At 60.4% G+C, this 17,962-nt stretch carries 14 protein-coding genes and 1 pseudogene; 11 read left to right on the forward strand and 4 right to left on the reverse strand.

The features are described from left to right. Window positions 1-102 precede the first annotated feature (102 nt). Window positions 103-1,788, reverse strand: a complete 1,686-nt coding sequence (locus OEG84_RS19065) for a long-chain fatty acid--CoA ligase (RefSeq protein ID WP_267655190.1) — start codon at window positions 1,786-1,788, stop codon at window positions 103-105. Window positions 1,789-2,127: 339 nt separating this feature from the next. Between OEG84_RS19065 and OEG84_RS19070 the strand changes: the two genes are divergently transcribed. Further along, window positions 2,128-3,075 (forward strand): Gfo/Idh/MocA family protein, encoded by a 948-nt coding sequence (locus OEG84_RS19070; protein WP_267655191.1) that lies wholly within the window; start codon window positions 2,128-2,130, stop codon window positions 3,073-3,075. Between the two features lie 58 nt (window positions 3,076-3,133). Here OEG84_RS19070 and ppk2 read toward each other — a convergent pair whose 3' ends face one another. Together ppk2 and fumC are read right to left on the reverse strand one after the other, a co-directional pair. After that, on the reverse strand, window positions 3,134-4,012 hold the full coding sequence (gene ppk2 / locus OEG84_RS19075) for a polyphosphate kinase 2 (RefSeq protein ID WP_267655192.1): 879 nt from the start codon (window positions 4,010-4,012) through the stop codon (window positions 3,134-3,136). A 185-nt stretch (window positions 4,013-4,197) separates the two neighbouring features. Continuing rightward, window positions 4,198-5,595 (reverse strand): class II fumarate hydratase, encoded by a 1,398-nt coding sequence (fumC, locus tag OEG84_RS19080; RefSeq protein ID WP_267655193.1) that lies wholly within the window; start codon window positions 5,593-5,595, stop codon window positions 4,198-4,200. Between the two features lie 152 nt (window positions 5,596-5,747). On the opposite strand from fumC, the pseudogene OEG84_RS19085 reads away from it, so the two are divergent. The 7 genes and pseudogenes from OEG84_RS19085 (at window position 5,748) to phoB (ending at window position 13,455) form a co-directional block, all read left to right on the forward strand. Beyond that, window positions 5,748-7,015: pseudogene (locus OEG84_RS19085) on the forward strand (ATP-binding protein). Window positions 7,016-7,181: 166 nt separating this feature from the next. Then, window positions 7,182-8,210, forward strand: coding sequence for a substrate-binding domain-containing protein (locus OEG84_RS19090; protein ID WP_267655194.1), 1,029 nt, complete (start codon window positions 7,182-7,184; stop codon window positions 8,208-8,210). Window positions 8,211-8,277: 67 nt separating this feature from the next. Then, the gene (gene pstC, locus OEG84_RS19095; protein ID WP_267655195.1) at window positions 8,278-9,738 is read left to right on the forward strand and encodes a phosphate ABC transporter permease subunit PstC; all 1,461 of its coding nucleotides are present in this window, start codon (window positions 8,278-8,280) and stop codon (window positions 9,736-9,738) included. Further along, on the forward strand, window positions 9,735-11,093 hold the full coding sequence (gene pstA / locus OEG84_RS19100; protein WP_267655196.1) for a phosphate ABC transporter permease PstA: 1,359 nt from the start codon (window positions 9,735-9,737) through the stop codon (window positions 11,091-11,093). The genes pstC and pstA overlap by 4 nt, the downstream gene beginning before the upstream one ends. A 65-nt stretch (window positions 11,094-11,158) precedes the next feature. Next, on the forward strand, window positions 11,159-11,974 hold the full coding sequence (gene pstB / locus OEG84_RS19105) for a phosphate ABC transporter ATP-binding protein PstB (protein ID WP_267655197.1): 816 nt from the start codon (window positions 11,159-11,161) through the stop codon (window positions 11,972-11,974). Window positions 11,975-12,020: 46 nt separating this feature from the next. Beyond that, entirely contained in the window at window positions 12,021-12,743 is a 723-nt protein-coding gene (gene phoU, locus OEG84_RS19110; RefSeq protein ID WP_267655198.1) for a phosphate signaling complex protein PhoU, read from the forward strand. Window positions 12,744-12,771: 28 nt separating this feature from the next. Continuing rightward, a complete protein-coding gene (phoB, locus tag OEG84_RS19115) occupies window positions 12,772-13,455 on the forward strand; it encodes a phosphate regulon transcriptional regulator PhoB (protein WP_267656259.1) in 684 nt (227 codons plus the stop codon). Window positions 13,456-13,581: 126 nt separating this feature from the next. Here phoB and OEG84_RS19120 read toward each other — a convergent pair whose 3' ends face one another. After that, window positions 13,582-14,106, reverse strand: a complete 525-nt coding sequence (locus OEG84_RS19120) for a GcrA family cell cycle regulator (protein ID WP_267655199.1) — start codon at window positions 14,104-14,106, stop codon at window positions 13,582-13,584. A gap of 489 nt (window positions 14,107-14,595) precedes the next feature. On the opposite strand from OEG84_RS19120, the gene OEG84_RS19125 reads away from it, so the two are divergent. The 3 genes from OEG84_RS19125 to OEG84_RS19135 all read left to right on the forward strand — a co-directional run bounded on the left by OEG84_RS19125 (window position 14,596) and on the right by OEG84_RS19135 (window position 17,835). Beyond that, window positions 14,596-15,789: an aspartate aminotransferase family protein gene (locus OEG84_RS19125; protein ID WP_267655200.1), complete on the forward strand. Its 1,194-nt coding sequence runs from the start codon at window positions 14,596-14,598 to the stop codon at window positions 15,787-15,789. Between the two features lie 13 nt (window positions 15,790-15,802). Then, window positions 15,803-16,726 carry an ornithine carbamoyltransferase gene (gene argF, locus OEG84_RS19130; RefSeq protein WP_267655201.1) on the forward strand — a complete coding sequence of 308 codons (924 nt, stop codon included), beginning with the start codon at window positions 15,803-15,805 and terminating at the stop codon, window positions 16,724-16,726. Between the two features lie 116 nt (window positions 16,727-16,842). Beyond that, the gene (locus OEG84_RS19135; protein ID WP_267656260.1) at window positions 16,843-17,835 is read left to right on the forward strand and encodes an Hsp33 family molecular chaperone; all 993 of its coding nucleotides are present in this window, start codon (window positions 16,843-16,845) and stop codon (window positions 17,833-17,835) included. Window positions 17,836-17,962 lie beyond the last annotated feature (127 nt).

The following is a 17,962-nucleotide window of genomic DNA, read 5'->3' on the forward strand; positions in this document are numbered from 1 at the left end:
GAAAGCCTCCGTGATTGTGCTGGATCACCTATGCGGCGAGGCCCGCGGGAAATCAAGTTTCCCGCGGGCCTCGGCTGGTTCTGTCGTTGTTCGGCCTATACGTCAGGCATCGCGCAATTCACGCCGCAGGATCTTGCCGACATTGGTTTTCGGCAGTTCATCCTTGAATACCACGATCTTCGGACGCTTGTAATTGGTCAGACCCTTGGCACAGTGCGCTTTCACATCCGCCTCGGTGAGATTGAGGTCTTTTCTGACCACAAACAGCTTCACAGCTTCACCTGAATGTTCGTCGGGAACGGCCACCGCAGCGGCTTCGGCAATGCCGGGATGTTCGACAGCAACCTCTTCGACCTCATTCGGGTAGACGTTGAAGCCTGACACCAGGATCATGTCCTTCTTGCGGTCAACGATCTTGGTGTAGCCCTTCTCATCCATGAACCCCATGTCGCCGGAACGGAAATAGCCGTCCTTGGCCATCACATTGGCGGTCTCGTCGGGCCGGTTCCAGTAGCCGTGCATTACCTGCGGCCCCTTGATGCAGATCTCTCCGACCTCGCCGGTCGGCATCGAGGCGCCGTCCTCGTCGCGAATGTCGATATAGGTCGATGGCAACGGCAGCCCGATCGTGCCCGAAAAGCTCTCGGCGTCGAAGCGGTTGGCGGTCGCCACCGGCGACGTCTCCGAAAGCCCGTAGCCTTCCGAAATCACGCAGCCGGTCAGGGTCTTCCAGCGTTCGGCGACCGGGCGTTGCACGGCCATGCCGCCGCCGAGTGTCAGCAACAGCGGCTTGAAATCGAGCTTCTGGAAGTCGTCATTGTTGAGCAACGCGTTAAACAGCGTGTTGAGCCCGGGAAACACGTTGAACTCGTATTTGCCCAGTTCCTTGACGAAGCCCGGAATGTCGCGCGGGTTCGGGATCAGGATATTGTGCGCGCCTTGCGCCATTCCCATCAGCGCGTTCACTGTCAGCGCGAAGATATGATAGAGCGGCAGCGCGCACACAAACACCAGGCTCTCGGGCTTGGGCTTGTTGATGAAGGCGGCAGCCAGCCAGAGATCATTCTGCGCGGTATTTGCCAGCACGTTCGAATGCAGCAGCGTCGCCCCTTTGGAGACACCCGTGGTGCCGCCGGTATATTGCAGAAACGCCACATCGGAGGGTTCCGTGGCTGCAGGCTTGAGCGCCTTACCTGCGCCCGCAGAGAGCGCCTGCTTGAAGCTGACATGACCGGGCAGTGACCAGGCGGGCACCATCTTCTTGACCTTGCGGACCACGAAATTGACCAGATGGCCCTTCAGTCCGAGCAGATCGCCCATGGTAGCAACGCAGACATGCTTGACCTCGGTATTCTTGATCACCTGTTCCAGCGTGACAGCGAAATTTTCCAGAATGATGATCGCCTTGGCGCCTGAATCCTTCAGTTGGTGCTGGAGTTCGCGCGGCGTGTAGAGCGGGTTGACATTGACCACTGTATAGCCGGCGCGCAAGACGGCGGCCAGCGCCACCGGCATCTGCAGGATGTTCGGCATCATCAGCGCCACCCGGTCGCCTTTTTCCAGGCCCAGCGACTGCAGCCATGCGCCCAGCGTTGTCGAGACGCGCTCCATATCGGCATAGGTCATGGTCTTGCCCATACAGGTATAAGCGGGGCGGTTTGGAAAACGCCGGAAGGAATCTTCGATCAGCGCGCCAACCGAAGCATGGGCCAGTGGTGCGATGTCAGCCGGCGTATTTGGCGGGTAGGATGCGAGCCAGATGCGGTCGGCAGCAGCGGTCTTTGTCATGATGTCGTTCTCCCTCTTGTCCGGACGCGAGTAGGTGCAACACGCCGCCGGGTACCTCTTCCCTAACCCCAAAGCATATAACGGATTTAGAATGGCGTGGAACCCGTTGCAATACATTCCTTTGACGTAAACGTAACTTTCTCGGCAAATCACGCGTTTCCGCTGCTGCTACCGTGACAATTAGTCTCGATAATCGCAACTGCGGCCCCCGTTGCCGGTTGTAGTCCCCTGCCAACTCGTTCTTTCCGCTTCCGGAGTGGATATAACGCGGCCACCGCGACGGTTGCGCTTGCCCGGTCACCGCGTGCTTGCTACCGCTGCTGCGTCAAAGGAGCCGTCATGATACAGCCAGACAAACCACTGAGGCTCGGCATTGCCGGGGTTGGCAAGATCGCCCGCGATGAACACATCCCGTCGATTGGACGTACAGGTGGCTTCGTGCTTTCGGCGACCGCCAGCCGCAACGCCGGCGTTGACGGCGTCGCCGGTTTCCGCGCACTGGACGAAATGCTCGCCGGCGCGCCCGAGCTTGAAGCGGTGGCGCTGTGCACGCCGCCGCAGGTTCGCTACGATATGGCCTGCGCAGCAATTGCAGCGGGCAAGCATGTGCTTTTGGAAAAACCACCCGGTGTCACCCTGTCAGAAGTGCATGATCTTGTGGATCGCGCCCAGGCAGCAGGGGTGACTCTCTACGCAACCTGGCATTCCCGCCATGCGGCTTGCGTGGAAACCGCGCGGCTGTGGCTTGAACAACGCACGGTGACCGACGGTCACATTACCTGGCGCGAAGATGTCACCCATTGGCACCCGGGACAGGACTGGATCTGGGAGCCCGGCGGCATGGGCGTGTTCGACCCCGGCATCAACGCGCTGTCGATCCTGACAGAAATTTTGCCTTTTGCTGTGCATCTGGTTCGCTCGACACTGGAAGTTCCCGAAAACCGCAGCCAGCCGATTGCCGCTTCTCTTGCTTTCGCAGGCCCTGGCGGCGCTGAGATCGAGGCGGATTTTGATTGGCGTCAGAAGGGCCCGCAGACCTGGGATATCCGTATCGAGACGACTGATGGCACCGTCACACTGTCGCAAGGCGGCAGCCGTATTGCCTTTGACGATAGCGCGCCGAAGCCGGGCTCTGACCAGCATGTGACCGAATACGATCGGATCTACCGCAGGTTCTCCGGCCTGATCGCAGACGGGCGCAGCGACGTCGATCTCGCACCATTCCGCCATGTCGCCGACGCCTTCATGCTGGCCGACATCAAGCCGACCGCCCCGTTCGTCGAGTGATCCCCGTTCAAGAGATCACAGCCGCGGTTCAGCGGTTGGTGGGAGATGCCGTCAGCGCTTAAAACCCGTCCGGTCCATCGGTGACGATGGCGGGGTCGAGTTCGCCGATCACATTCTCGTCCTTGCCGTCATAAGGAAGCTTGGTCAGGATGGTGCGGATCACATTGATCCGCGCCCGTCGCTTGTCGTTTGCGCGTACCACGGTCCACGGCGCGTGTTCGGTATGGGTGGCCTCGAGCATCTGGTCGCGTTTTTCGGTGTAATCGTCCCACTTGTTGAGACTGGCGATGTCCATCGGTGAGAGTTTCCAGGACTTGAGCGCGCTGTGGCGCCGGTCGTGGAACCGCTTGAGCTGCATTTCCCGTCCGATATTGAGCCAGAATTTGAACATGTGAATTCCGGCCTTGACGGGCATGCGCTCGAAATGCGGTGTTTCCTCCAGGAAAAGCCGGTGCTGTTCGGGTGTGCAGAACCCCATCACCGGTTCGACACCGGCGCGGTTGTACCAGGAGCGGTCCAGCAGCACGAACTCGCCCGATGTCGGGAAATGGTCGACATAGCGTTGATAGTACCATTGCCCGCGTTCGGTTTCGGTCGGCTTGGGCAGCGCCACGATCCGTGCCGCCCGCGGGTTCATGTAGGCCCGGGTGGCCCCGATCGATCCGCCTTTGCCAGCGGCGTCACGGCCTTCATAGACGGCAATCACCCGGTGTCCGGTCTCGCCGAGCCAGGATTGCACCTTGACCAGTTCGACCTGCAGCGCCTCCAGCGTTTTTTCATATTCCTTGCGCTTGAGCTTTTCCTCATAGGGATAGTTGTCGGAGCCGAAGGCCTTGTCCTCCACCCAGTCGGGCAGTTTCGGGTCATCGATATCAAAAACCCGCTTCTTGCCGTCGATTTCAAGTTCCACGGTCCTGTCGGTTTTCTGATTGCCCATCGTTTGCTCCTTTGGATCTGGTCTTCAAACATACAGCGAAAACAGCAGCCCTGTTCATGCAAACGCCGCTCTGCCTGCGATTTCGATCTTCAGACATAGCAGTCCTGCGCCCAAACGGTAAGCGTGCAGCACACGCTTACAGAAGCGCGATGGCAGTCAGCGCGGCATTGTTGCCGGCAAACCGCTCAACCCGGATGCGTCATGTCTTCCGGCCGGACGATGCGGTCATAGTCCTCCGCGGTGACGTACCCCGCCTTCAACGCCTCTTCGCGCAGGGTGGTGCCGTTCTTGTGTGCGGTCTTGGCAATCGTCGCCGCATTGTCATAGCCGATGGTTGGCGCCAGCGCGGTGACGAGCATCAGCGAACGGTCAAGCGCCGCCTTGATGTTGTCCTCGCGGGCCTCGATGCCAACAACGCAATTGTCGGTAAACGAGATCGCGGCGTCGCTCAGCAACTGCACCGACTGAAGGAAATTATAGGCCATCACCGGATTGTAGACATTGAGTTCGAAATGGCCCTGGCTGCCGGCAAAGGTGAGCGCGGCGTGGTTTCCGAACACCTGCACGCAGACCTGTGTCATCGCCTCGCACTGGGTCGGATTGACCTTTCCCGGCATGATCGAGGAACCGGGCTCGTTTTCCGGCAGCGCCAGTTCGCCCAAGCCGGAACGGGGCCCCGAACCCAGGAAGCGAATGTCATTGGCGACTTTGAACAGCGCCGCTGCCGTGGCGTTGATCGCCCCGTGCGAAAACACCATGGCGTCATGGGCAGCCAGTGCCGCAAACTTGTTGGGCGCGGTGACGAACGGAAGCCCGGTAATAGTGGCAATGCGTTCGGCGACCTTCTCGGCAAAGCCCACCGGAGCGTTGAGCCCGGTGCCGACGGCGGTGCCGCCCTGCGCCAGTTCGTAAAGGCCAGCTAGTGTCAGTTCGATGCGTTCGATCGACGCGGCAACCTGAGCCACATAGCCACTGAATTCCTGGCCGAGCGTCAGCGGCGTTGCGTCTTGCGTATGGGTGCGACCGATCTTGATGATACCGGAAAATTTCTTTGCCTTCTCGTCTAGGGCTGCGTGCAAATGCTTCAGCGCCGGCAGCAACGCCCGCACGGTCTGCTCCGCACAGGCAATGTGCATCGCAGTGGGGTAGGTGTCGTTCGACGACTGGCTCATATTGACGTGGTCGTTGGGATGCACCGGCTTTTTGGAGCCCATCTCGCCCCCCAGCATTTCGATGGCCCGGTTGGAGACCACCTCATTGGCGTTCATGTTTGACTGGGTGCCCGATCCAGTCTGCCAGACAACCAGCGGGAAGTGGGCATCGAGCTTGCCGTCGATCACTTCCTGTGCGGCTTTGACGATGGTCGCGCCAAGTTCCGGATCAAGCCGCTTGAGGTCCATGTTGGCCTCTGCCGCGGCGCGTTTGACGATACCGAGTGCCCGCACGATCGACAGTGGTTGTTTCTCCCAGCCGATTTTGAAGTTTCCAAGCGAGCGCTGCGCCTGCGCCCCCCAATATTTGTCGGCTGCCACTTCAATGGCGCCAAAGCTATCGGTTTCGGTACGGTTGCTGGACATCATCATCACCCTGGTTCAATCAATTCGGACGGCAACCGCCGCCCACGTGCATGAATGGCCATATCGTCATTGAGATTTCAAGCAGCGCGGTTAAACAAGCTGCACCAACAGCGCTCACGTAGCGCCAGGAGCGGGCGAAGCAGATGGTTGAAAGAAGCATGAAGGACGGCGCCGAAAAGCTGGCGCCCGACACTCTCAGGGCCCGCGTCAGGAACCTCCGGCGTCCATTGGGCGTTGCGGCATTGGCGGCGCTCGCCGCGGTTCCGGCTGGAGTGCAGCCCTGGCAGGCGGTTGTAGGCTATGGGGTTTTCGCCGTTGCCCTGCTGATCCGGCTGCCCGGCAGCGCGGCCGCAAGAGCGCGCGACAAAGACAACAACACGGCCGCAGGGCCTGAGGATTTCAAGCTTCTGGATGCGCTGGATCTGCCAACCATCGTGTTTGACGATCAAACCCTGGTGATGCGTCAGAACGCCGCTGCGGTGTCGCTGACTGGCGCCTTCCCCCCAATGCCACGTTGTCGGCCCGGATTCGCTCCCCCGCAGTGCTCGAACTGGTAGCCCGCGTCATTGACCGCGGAGAGCCTGAAACCGTTGAAGATGCCGACCGTGTGCCCTCGGAGCGCTGGCACGAGGTCCGTGTCGCCCCGGTATCGGCCCGCTCCGCTGCCGGTCAACGGCTGTTCGTGCTGACCTACCGGGACCTCACACAATCGCGCCGGCTGGACCGGATGCGGTCGGATTTTGTCGCCAATGCCAGCCATGAACTTAGAACCCCTCTGGCCTCGGTGATCGGTTTCATCGAGACCATGCAGGGCCCGGCCCGCAATGATGAAGCGGCGCGCACCCGGTTTTTCGGCATCATGCTTGATCAGGCCCAGCGCATGTCACGGTTGATCGATGACCTGCTGTCGCTTTCGCGGCTGGAGATGCGGGCTCATCTGGCGCTCACAGCCAAGGTCGATCTCGGCGCCACCGTCGCCCATGTCATCGATACGCTCAGGCCCATGGCCAGTGAACTGGGCGTGGAAATCGACTTCTCGACGCCGGATCAGCCCGTCATCCTGATCGGCGATGCCGATGAACTCATTCAGGTGTTCTCCAATCTCATCGAGAACGCCTGCAAATATGGACAGTCCGGAAAGCGGGTGGAGATCAGTGTGATTAATACCGACGCGAACGGGTCGGAGGTGATGGTGCGCGACTTTGGTCCCGGAATTCCCAAGGAACACGTCCCGCGTCTGACCGAGCGCTTCTACCGTGTCGACGACGAGACGAGCCGGACAAAGCATGGCACAGGACTGGGGTTGGCGATCGTCAAGCACATACTCAACCGCCATCGTGCCCGGCTTGTCATTCGCTCCCAGTCGGGTGAGGGGGCCGTGTTTATTGTCAAATTCAGCCTCCCGGAGCATGCGGATACAGCTTAGGATGCGGAAAAAAATGATAAAAATCAAATAGATAATCTGTCACAAAACAGTATCATTACTGTCATAAAACAGAATCTCGAAGGGCCTAGAAAGAGCCAGCCTCAGATGGCTGATCCGCGGCCCCGCCAACGGGCCAAGAAATTCTGACCCATGACGGGAGATTCCCATGACCGTACTCAAAATTGCCGCTGCCGCACTCGTAGCTACCACAGCCCTTGCCGGCGCCGCTGTTGCCCGCGACCAGATCCAGATCGCCGGTTCGTCTACCGTTCTGCCCTACGCTTCCATCGTTGCCGAGGCCTTCGGCGAAAACACCAGCTTCTCGACCCCGGTTGTTGAATCGGGTGGCTCGGGCGCCGGTCGCAAGAAGCTCTGCGAAGGCGTTGGTGAAAACACCATCGACATTGCCAACTCCTCGTCGCGCATCAAGCAGTCCGATATCGACCTGTGCGCTGCCAACGGCGTTACCGAAATCCAGGAAGTTCGCATCGGCTACGACGGCATCGTCTTCGCTTCCGACATCAACGGCGCCAGCTTCGCCTTCACCCCGGCTGACTGGTACAACGCGCTTGCCGCCAAGGTCGTCAAGGACGGCGCGCTGGTCGACAACACGGCCAAGACATGGGCCGACGTCAACCCGGATCTGCCCGCCCAGGACATTCTGGCTTTCATCCCCGGCACCAAGCACGGCACCCGCGAAGTGTTCGACGTGAAGGTGCTCGAAGCTGGCTGTGAAGCAACCGGCGCAGAAGAAGCCTTCAAGGCTGCTGGCGATGAAAAGGCCAAGGGCTGCACCGCCCTGCGCACCGACGGCATTTCGGTCGACATTGACGGCGACTACACCGAAACCCTCGCCCGCATCGATGCCAACAAAAATGCCATCGGCGTGTTCGGCCTGTCGTTCTACGAGAACAACACCGACAAACTGCAGGTCGCCACCATGTCCGGCATCAACCCGTCGACCGAGACTATTGCTTCGGGCGAATATCCGGTTTCGCGCCCGCTCTACTTCTACGTCAAGAACGCACATCTCGACGTGATCCCCGGCCTGCAGGACTACATCGAGTTCTTCGTCTCCGACGAGATCGCCGGTCCTGATGGTCCGCTGGCTGCTTATGGCCTGGTTTCCGACCCGGAACTGGCCAAGACCCAGGAAATGGTCAAGAACCGCACCCCGATGGGCATGCTGAACTGATCAGTTTGACAATCAAAGGGGCGACGCATCCGGCGTCGCCCCTCCTTGAAACCAGGGCGAATGTCACATGACTCCCAGTGTTCTCGTACTCAGTGTGCTCGGTCTGGCGATTGTCGGCTATTTTCTTGGCCGGCAACGTGCCTTGCAGGCAGCCGCCCGGGATGGAGTGAAACTCCATTCATTGCCGGGCTATTACGGTCAGTCAGTGGCCCTGTTTACCGCAGTTCCCGCCTTCTTCCTTCTCGGCGCATGGCTGTTCCTGCAGCCGATTGCGATCGAAAGCAGCATCAGCGGCAAGATCCCTGACAGCGCCATTGCCGATGCCGGTGCAAGAAGCCTGATAATGGTCGATGTGCGCCGCATTGCCAAGGGTGTCAGCCTGCTCATCGAGCAGGGCGATGTTACCGAAAACGAACTTTCCGATATGAGCGCGGAAGTGACCAATGTCCGCGCGCAACTCGCCACGGTTGGTGTCGCGCTCGGCTCCGATGTGTCGCCCGTGGTTTTCGAGGCCGCCAAGGAATACCGCAGCATCGAACTTTCGGGCGATTTCGTCCGCAACATCGCCGTCTTTCTTGTCGCGCTTGGTTTTGGCTTCTGGGCCTGGGCCCGGGTGCAGCCGCGGATGCGCGCCCGCAATATCAGCGAGACCTTTGTGCTGGCGCTATTGATGGGCTCGTCAATGGTCGCGATCCTTACCACCGTCGGCATTGTCGGGTCATTGCTGTTTGAATCGGTTGCATTCTTCAAGCTCTACCCGGCCGAGGATTTCTTCCTGTCGACAACCTGGAATCCGCAGTTTCGCGGCGGTTCCGATCTCGGCTTCCTGCCGCTTTTGTGGGGCACCTTCTACGTTTCTTTCGTGGCGCTGGCGCTGGCTGTTCCTATCGGCCTGATGATCGCGCTTTACCTGGCAGAATATGCCGGAACCACGCTGCGCGGCTTTGCAAAGCCGGCCATCGAGATGCTCGCCGGCATTCCCACCATCGTTTACGGGTTGTTCGCGCTGATCACCGTCGGCCCGTTCCTGCGCGACTGGATCGCCCAGCCGCTTGGCCTCGGAACCTCGTCGTCATCGGTGATGACAGCCGGTCTGGTCATGGGGGTCATGCTGATCCCCTTCATCTCGTCGCTGTCAGACGACATCATCAACGCCGTGCCTCAAGCCATGCGCGATGGTTCCTACGGTCTGGGCGCCACCAAGTCGGAAACGATCCGGCGGGTGATCCTGCCAGCCGCCCTTCCCGGCATCGTCGGCGCCTTTTTGCTGGCTGCCAGCCGTGCCATCGGCGAGACCATGATTGTGGTCATGGGTGCCGGCGCCGCCGCACAACTCGGCCTCAATCCCTTCGAGGCGATGACAACGGTCACCGTCAAGATCGTCAGCCAGCTGACCGGAGACACGGAATTCGCAAGCCCCGAAACGCTGGTGGCCTTTGCGCTCGGCCTGACCCTGTTTGTCTTCACCCTCTGCCTCAACATTCTGGCGCTTTACATCGTGCGTAAATATCGGGAGCAATACGAATGACCGACCTGACAGCCGAGACTTCGGCATCAGCCAGCCACAAGCAAAACCGGTCGCTCTTCGAAGTTGGCGAGCGTACCCGCAAACGTCACGCATCCGAACGCCGCTTCCGCAGACTTGGCCTTGCCGCCGTTATCTTCGGCATCCTGGCACTGGTCGGTCTGATGGCTTCAATCCTGTCCAACGGTCTGTCGTCATTTCAACAGACTTACGTGGCGATCGACGTTTTCCTCGATCCCGCCAAGCTGGACAAAAACGGCAACCGCGATCCCGCCGATATTCAGAAGATAACCACGTTCACGATCAATCCGCTGATTCAGGCGGCGTTGAAAAAGACCATGGAGGATCGGGGCATCGAGGCCGACGGCGTCAATGCCAAGAAGGCCTTCGAGATGATCTCCAAGGAAGCTCCCGCGGATGTGCGCCGCTATGTGCTGGCCGATCCGGGCGAAATCGGCAAGACCGTCTCGTTCGAGCTTTTGGCCAACGGCCGGATCGACGGGTACTACAAGGGCCGCGTGACGATGGACTCGGCGGCGCTTGACCGCAACGTCTCGCCCGAACAGTTGCTACTGGCCGACAAGCTGAAACAGGCAGGCATCCTGCAATCGCGGTTCAACTGGTCGTTCTTGACCGCACCCGATGCGTCCGACACGCGGCCAGAAGCGGCAGGCCTCGGCGTCGCCATTCTCGGCTCGGCTTACATGATGTTGATCGTACTGGTGCTGGCGCTGCCGATCGGCGTGGCGGCTTCGATCTACCTTGAGGAATTCGCCCCAAGGAACCGCTGGACCGATCTTATCGAGGTCAATATCTCCAATCTGGCTGCTGTGCCTTCCATCGTGTTCGGTATCCTCGGTCTCGCCATCTTCATCAATTTCGTCGGATTGCCGCAATCCGCGCCGGTGGTCGGCGGGCTCGTGTTGACCCTGATGACATTGCCAACGATCATCATCGCCACGCGTGCGGCGCTGAAGGCGGTGCCGCCCTCCATTCGCGATGCAGCGCTTGGTATAGGCGCGTCGAAAATGCAGGCGATCTTTCACCATGTTCTGCCGCTGGCAGCGCCTGGCATCCTCACCGGCACGATCATTGGCCTGGCCCAGGCACTGGGTGAAACCGCACCGCTGCTGCTGATCGGCATGGTGGCTTTCGTTCGCGAATATCCCGGCGCGCCGCCGGAAGGCTTCTTCGATCCGGCTTCGGCGCTGCCGGTCCAGGTCTACAACTGGACCCAGCGTGGTGATCCGGCCTTTGTAGAGCGGGCCTCGGGTGCCATTATCGTGTTGCTGGTATTCCTTCTGTTGATGAACGCAATTGCCGTTCTTCTGCGCCGTCGCTTTGAACGTCGCTGGTAGCCAAGGTGTGGTCCTTGAAAAAACAAAGCCCTGGGTATTCTGGAATAAGGAAAGGGAAGACGGAGATGAACATCATGTCGGAAGCGGCTACGGAATTGGCGGTCAACGCCCAGACAGAGCAGCCCGAAATCAAGATGCGCGGCAAGGATGTTTGCGTTTTCTACGGTGAGAAGCAGGCCCTGTTTGACGTCAATCTCGACATTCGCAAGAACGCCGTGACGGCGCTTATCGGCCCCTCTGGTTGTGGCAAGTCAACGTTTCTGCGCTGTCTCAATCGGATGAACGACACCATCGATATCTGCCGCGTATCGGGCGAGATCACGCTTGAGGATGAAAACATCTATGCGCCGATGATTGATGTCGTTGAATTGCGGGCCCGCGTCGGCATGGTGTTCCAGAAGCCCAATCCGTTCCCCAAATCGATCTATGAAAATGTTGTCTACGGACCGCGCATCCATGGTCAGGTCCGCAGCCGTGCCGAGATGGATGAAGTGGTCGAGCGCAGCCTGATCAAGGCAGGACTCTTCAACGAGGTCAAGGACCGACTGCACGAGGCGGGAACCGGTCTTTCGGGCGGCCAGCAGCAACGCTTGTGCATCGCCCGTGCCATCGCTGTCAGCCCCGAAGTCATTCTGATGGATGAGCCCTGCTCGGCGCTCGACCCGATCGCCACTGCCAAGGTCGAGGAACTGATTGACGAATTGCGGGTCAACTACACCATCGTCATTGTCACCCACTCGATGCAGCAGGCCGCTCGTGTGTCGCAGCGCACGGCGATGTTCCACTTGGGGAAACTTGTCGATGAAGGCCCTACCGACAAGATGTTCACCAATCCCGACAGCAAGATCACCCAGGACTACATCACCGGCCGGTTCGGCTAAGACGATTGCCAATCGCACCACGTTTTCAGGATTGAAGGAATCTATGATGTCCGAATCTCATACCGTCACGGCTTACGATGACGATCTGCGTTTTCTGGTGCGCCGCCTATCCGAAATGGGCGGCATCGCCGAACGCATGGTCGCCGACGCAGTCGCCGCGCTGGTCAACGCTGACACCGCCTCGGCCCAGCGGGTCATCTCGGAAGACCTGCTGCTCGACAATGGCGAGCGCGAAATCTACGACAAGGCGGTGCTGCTGATCGCCAAGCGCCAGCCGATGGCCTCGGACTTGCGCGAGATCATCGGGTCGATCCGTATCGCCTCTGACCTCGAGCGGGTTGGCGATCTTGGCAAGAACATCGCCAAGCGGGTACTTGCCGTGCACACCATGGCGCAGCCGCGCAAACTGGTGCGCGGCCTCGAGCACCTGGCCGAACTGGCGCTGACCCAGCTCAAGGAAGTGCTTGACGCGTTTGCCACGCGTTCTCCGGATTTGGCCAACTCGATCCGTGAGCGTGACGAGGAGATCGACGCGATCTATACCTCGCTGTTCCGCGAGCTTCTGACCTACATGATGGAAGACCCGCGCAACATCACCGCTTGCACCCATCTCCTGTTCTGCGCCAAGAACATCGAGCGCATTGGCGACCACGCCACCAACATCGCCGAGACCGTCTATTACGTTGCCACCGGTGAACAACTGACGGATGACCGACCCAAGGATGACGATACGGCGAGCATGATCGTCCAGGCACAAGGCGAGGCATGATGGCTGCGGGAGCAATTCGATAATGGCAATGAGTCCGCGCATCACCGTGGTTGAGGACGAGGAAGCACTCTCGGTGCTCCTGAGATACAATCTCGAATCCGAAGGCTATGAAGTCGACACCGTGCTCAGGGGAGATGAGGCAGAAATCCAGTTGCAGGAGCGGGTGCCCGACCTGCTGATCCTCGACTGGATGCTTCCGGGCATCTCCGGGATCGAATTGTGCCGGCGGCTGCGCGCCCGGGCCGAAACCGAGCGCCTGCCGATCATCATGCTGACCGCCCGTGGCGAGGAAAGCGAACGGGTCCGGGGGCTCGCCACCGGGGCTGACGATTACGTCGTCAAGCCGTTCTCGACGCCGGAACTGCTGGCCCGGGTGCGGGCCATGCTGCGCCGCGCCCGTCCGGAAGTGATTTCAAGCCAGCTCAAGGTGGGCGATATCGAACTTGACCGCGAGACTCACCGGGTGCGCCGTCTGACCCGCGACATCAAGCTCGGACCGACCGAATTCCGTCTGCTGGAGTTTCTGATGAGCTCGCCAGGCCGGGTCTATTCGCGCGCGCAACTGCTCGATGGCGTCTGGGGTCATGATGTCTATGTCGACGAGCGCACGGTAGATGTCCATGTCGGACGGTTACGCAAGGCGGTCAATCTGTCGGGCATGCGCGACATCATCCGCACCGTACGCGGTGCCGGCTACTCGATCGAAAGCTGAGCCGCATCGCGCTCAACATAGGTAAAACGACAAAGGCCCTGGATCGACGATCCGGGGCCTTTGTCTGATTGAGTGCTCAAGCGGCGCGCGTTCAACTGAACCCGCCAATCCCGCCTTGATCTGATCTCAGCGCGCCCGACGGCGTTCGCTTGATGGCTGAAACGCCAGCTTGGCGTGATAGCCGCAATAAGGCGAAGCTTCGCCGGAATCGTTGCCGCAGAAGTGAAACCCTTCCTGCAGCGGATCGCCGATCGGCCATTTGCAGGTGCGCTCGGAAAGCTCCACCAGCGTCAACCGGCGCGAAATCGGCACCACCACATCTTCCGTCGGACGGGTATCGATTTCTTCGACAGCCACCGCGTCAACTTGCTGCTGAAGGGCCGCACCGCCGCTCGAACGGCTGACCGTCCGGGTTGCCTGGGCCGCAGTCCGGCCGGCATAGGCCGGTGCGCGCGGGGCTGCTGTCGTGCGCTTGGTGCGTACGGAAGCCTGGCCGCCGCTCTTGGCGCGTCCGGGAAGATTGAGCCGGTGCACCTTGCCGATCACCGCATTGCGGCTGACGCCGCCCAATTGCGCTGCGATCTGGCTCGCGCTGAGCCCGTCCGCCCAGAGTTTCTTGAGCCTTTCGACCCGTTCATCAGTCCAATTCATGCTATGCACTCCCTGTACCCCGTGTTGCGGGATGGCAGAATCGCTCACCATCGCCCCGGATGACCGGAGCTGAAACGCTCGCTTACTGTGAGGTAATTAGTGCCCGCCGCGGACCCCTAATTCATGACTATAACCTAGTGCTCGCAGGACTCCGTGACAAGAGTCAGCCAATTCAAGGTGATTCGTTTTTTTGGTTTTCCCCAACTTACCGGGCGTGCAGCCGTGTTGCTGAGCAATCCTTGCGGTTGAGCGCCGAGCCTGCACGTCGATCCTAGTGCTTTCGCGATAAAAGGCAGGTTGGCGCCGGACGGGCACGCTGCCATGGCTGTCTCATTGACAGCCTCGGGTGAAATGTAAATAGTGCTCGGGCCGCCCCGGAAAGGGCGGCGTTTTGGTTTTTCGGCAACTGTTTGCCGGGCCGGTCAGGCTAACCGCTGAAGGACCGGTCCGGGCTTCGATTTGTCGGCTTCTAACGAGGAGACGAGCGCCATGGCTGATGCCAAGCCGCTTTATGAAACATATACCCGCGCGCCAATGGTTTTCGAGCGCGGGCACGGCGTATGGCTGGAGACGGTAGACGGCGAGCGCTATCTTGATTTCGCCGCCGGCATTGCAGTCAATTCGCTTGGTCACACCCATCCGCATCTGGTGGAAGCGCTAAAGGCGCAGGCCGATCGCCTCTGGCACCTGTCCAATCTTCACGAGATCCCCGATCAGACCCGTCTGGCCGAGCGCCTCACCGCAGCGACCTTCGCTGACAAGGTGTTCTTCACCAATTCCGGCGCCGAGGCGCTCGAATGCGCAATCAAGACCGCGCGCCGCCATTTCTACGTCAACGGTCAGCCCGATCGCTACCGTATCATTACCATCGAGGGCGCCTTTCACGGGCGCACGCTGGCCACCATCGCTGCCGGCGGCCAGGCCAAGTATCTTGAAGGCTTTGGCCCCAAGGTCGAGGGTTTTGATCAGGTTCCGTTTGGTGATTTCGAAGCCCTGAAGGCGGCCGTCACCGATGATACCGCGGCGATTCTGGTCGAACCGGTTCAGGGCGAGGGCGGTGTTCGCCCGCTTCCCAAGGAGATGCTGCGGGAATTGCGCGATCTCTGCGATGAGCACGGAATGCTGTTGATCCTTGATGAAGTCCAGTGCGGCGTCGGCCGTACTGGCAAGCTGTTTGCCCATGAGTGGGCCGGTATCGAGCCCGATATCATGGCCGTCGCCAAGGGCATCGGCGGCGGCTTTCCGTTTGGCGCCTGCCTGGCGACCGCCGAGGCCGCCGACGGCATGACGCTTGGTACTCATGGCACCACCTATGGCGGCAATCCGTTGGCCATGGCGGTCGGCAACGCCGTGCTCGACATCGTGCTCGAAGACGGCTTCCTCACCCATGTCAACGATATCGCCTTGGTCCTGCGCCAGGGCCTGGCTTCGCTCAAGGACCGTTATCCGGATCTGATCAAGGATATTCGCGGAACCGGACTGATGCTGGGTATCCAGTGCGCCAAGTCCAACGCCGATCTCGTCATGGCGATGCGCAACGAGTATATTCTGGGTGTCCCTGCCGGCGACAATGTCGTGCGGCTGCTGCCGCCGTTGATCGTTTCGGCGGAAGAGGCGCGCGAGGCACTCAACAGGATCGACGCTGCACTCGGCATGCTATCCCAAAAAGCCCAAGCCAGTTGACTGGACCATTATGATGACTGAGACAATAACCGCCGGCACCCGCCATTTTCTCGATCTTTCCGCCGTCAGCGCCGCCGACGTGCGCGCAATGATCGACGGCGCCCGCGCCGCCAAATCCGGAGCCGTCGAGGACCGTCCACTGGCCGGCAAGATGCTGGCGATGATCTTCGAGAAACCTTCGACCCGTACCCGGGTGTCATTCGATGTCGGCATGCGCCAGCTCGGCGGCGAGACCTTGTTCCTGTCGGGCACCGAAATGCAACTCGGCCGTGCCGAAACCATTGCCGACACGGCGAAGGTACTGTCGCGCTATGTCGACATGATCATGATCCGCACAATGGACCACGAACGCATGCTCGAACTTGCCGAGCACGCCACCGTGCCGGTGATCAATGCGCTGACCGATGACACCCATCCTTGCCAGATCATGGCCGACGTGCTGACCTTCGAGGAACATCGTGGCCCGATCAAGGGCAAGACGCTGGCCTGGACCGGAGACGGCAACAATGTGCTGCATTCGCTGATCGAGGGCGCGGGGCAATTTGGCTACCGGATGCAGATAGCCACTCCGGAAGGCTCCGAGCCTGACGCAAGGTTTGTCGAATGGGCGCGTGCCAAGGGCGCAGAAATTGATATCAGCAGCGATCCGGACCGGGCGGCCTCCGGGGCCGACTGCATCATCACTGACACCTGGGTGTCAATGAACCAGGAACATCGCGCCCGCGGCCAGAACGTGTTTCAACCCTATCAGGTCAACCAGGCCCTGATGGACAAGGCCAATGACGACGCTCTCTTCATGCATTGTCTGCCAGCCCATCGCGGCGAGGAAGTCACCGACGAGGTGATGGACGGACCGCGGTCGGTGGTGTTTGACGAGGCTGAAAACCGGCTTCATGCGCAAAAGGCGATCATGCGCTGGTGCATGGGCGTACTGTAACGCCTCTGGCACTTGCGCGTGCGAGTGCCTATATGCGGTTTTTGGAAATGGTGGACACGGCGCCCGGCTTGCCTGTGCGTGACTAGTTGCGCCACCTCTGACAATCGGGATTGATGATGGAAACCGAAATCCGCACCCTCGGCGAGCCGGGCTTTGCCGGCGATGATTGCGTGCTGCCCTTCGAGGTTGATGGCCTCGACGTGCGCGGTCGTACCGTTCAGCTTGGCCCGATGATCGATGCCATACTCGGGCGTCACGATTATCCTGAACCGGTCGCCCGCCTGCTGGCCGAGGCGATCGCGCTGACCGTGCTTCTGGGCACTTCGCTCAAGTTCGAAGGCAAGCTGATCATCCAGACCAAGGGCGATGGGCCGGTGGATCTGATGGTGGCCGATTTTACCACGCCGGGCAGTCTGCGCGCCTATGCGCGTTTTGATGCCGATCGCGTCGAAGCCGCCGAGCGGGCCGGCACCACCAGCCCGACCGAGCTGCTGGGCAACGGCATTCTCGCTTTTACCATCGACCAGGGCGCCTACATGCAGCGCTACCAGGGCATTGTCGAAATGAAGGGCGAAACCCTGGAAGCCATGGCGGAGACCTATTTCCGTCAGTCCGAGCAGATCCCGACGATCGTGCGTCTGGCCGTGGCCGAACTGTTCGACAAGGACCAGGACGGCAACCCGCGGCACAGTTGGCGCGCCGGTGGCATCGTCGTGCAGTTTTTGCCCCAGGCCCCGGACCGGATGCGGCAACCAGATCTTCCCGGCGGCGATGAGTCGGAGGGGGCCGAGGGCTTCCATATCACCGACGATGACAGCTGGGCCGAAGCCAAGGCGCTGGTTGCCACTGTGTCGCCAGGCGAGTTGACCGATCCCGAAGTTGGCGCCGAGCGGCTGCTGTTTCGCCTGTTCCACGAGCGCGGTGCGCGGGTCTATCCGCCGGTGCCGGTGTTTGATCAGTGCTCCTGTTCGCGCGAGCGGCTGGGAGAGGTGCTGGGTGGCTTCTCCGCCGAGGAACTCGCCGAAAGCGTCGAGGACGGGGCGATCACGGTGCAATGCGAGTTCTGCTCGACTGCCTATCGTTTCGATCCCTCGGAATTTGAAGGCTGACGACGTCTGCCTGTTCCGGCGAAAGATGACGAACAGCCGAGCGCTTCATGGTTCTACTGGCTATGAAGCGCTTGGAATAGCCGTGCGCGCCCTGCCATTCAGGGGCTGTCCAAGAACCGGTGCCGGT

Origin of the sequence: Hoeflea algicola (genome assembly GCF_026619415.1) — a bacterium.
GTDB classification, from domain to species: domain Bacteria; phylum Pseudomonadota; class Alphaproteobacteria; order Rhizobiales; family Rhizobiaceae; genus Hoeflea; species Hoeflea algicola.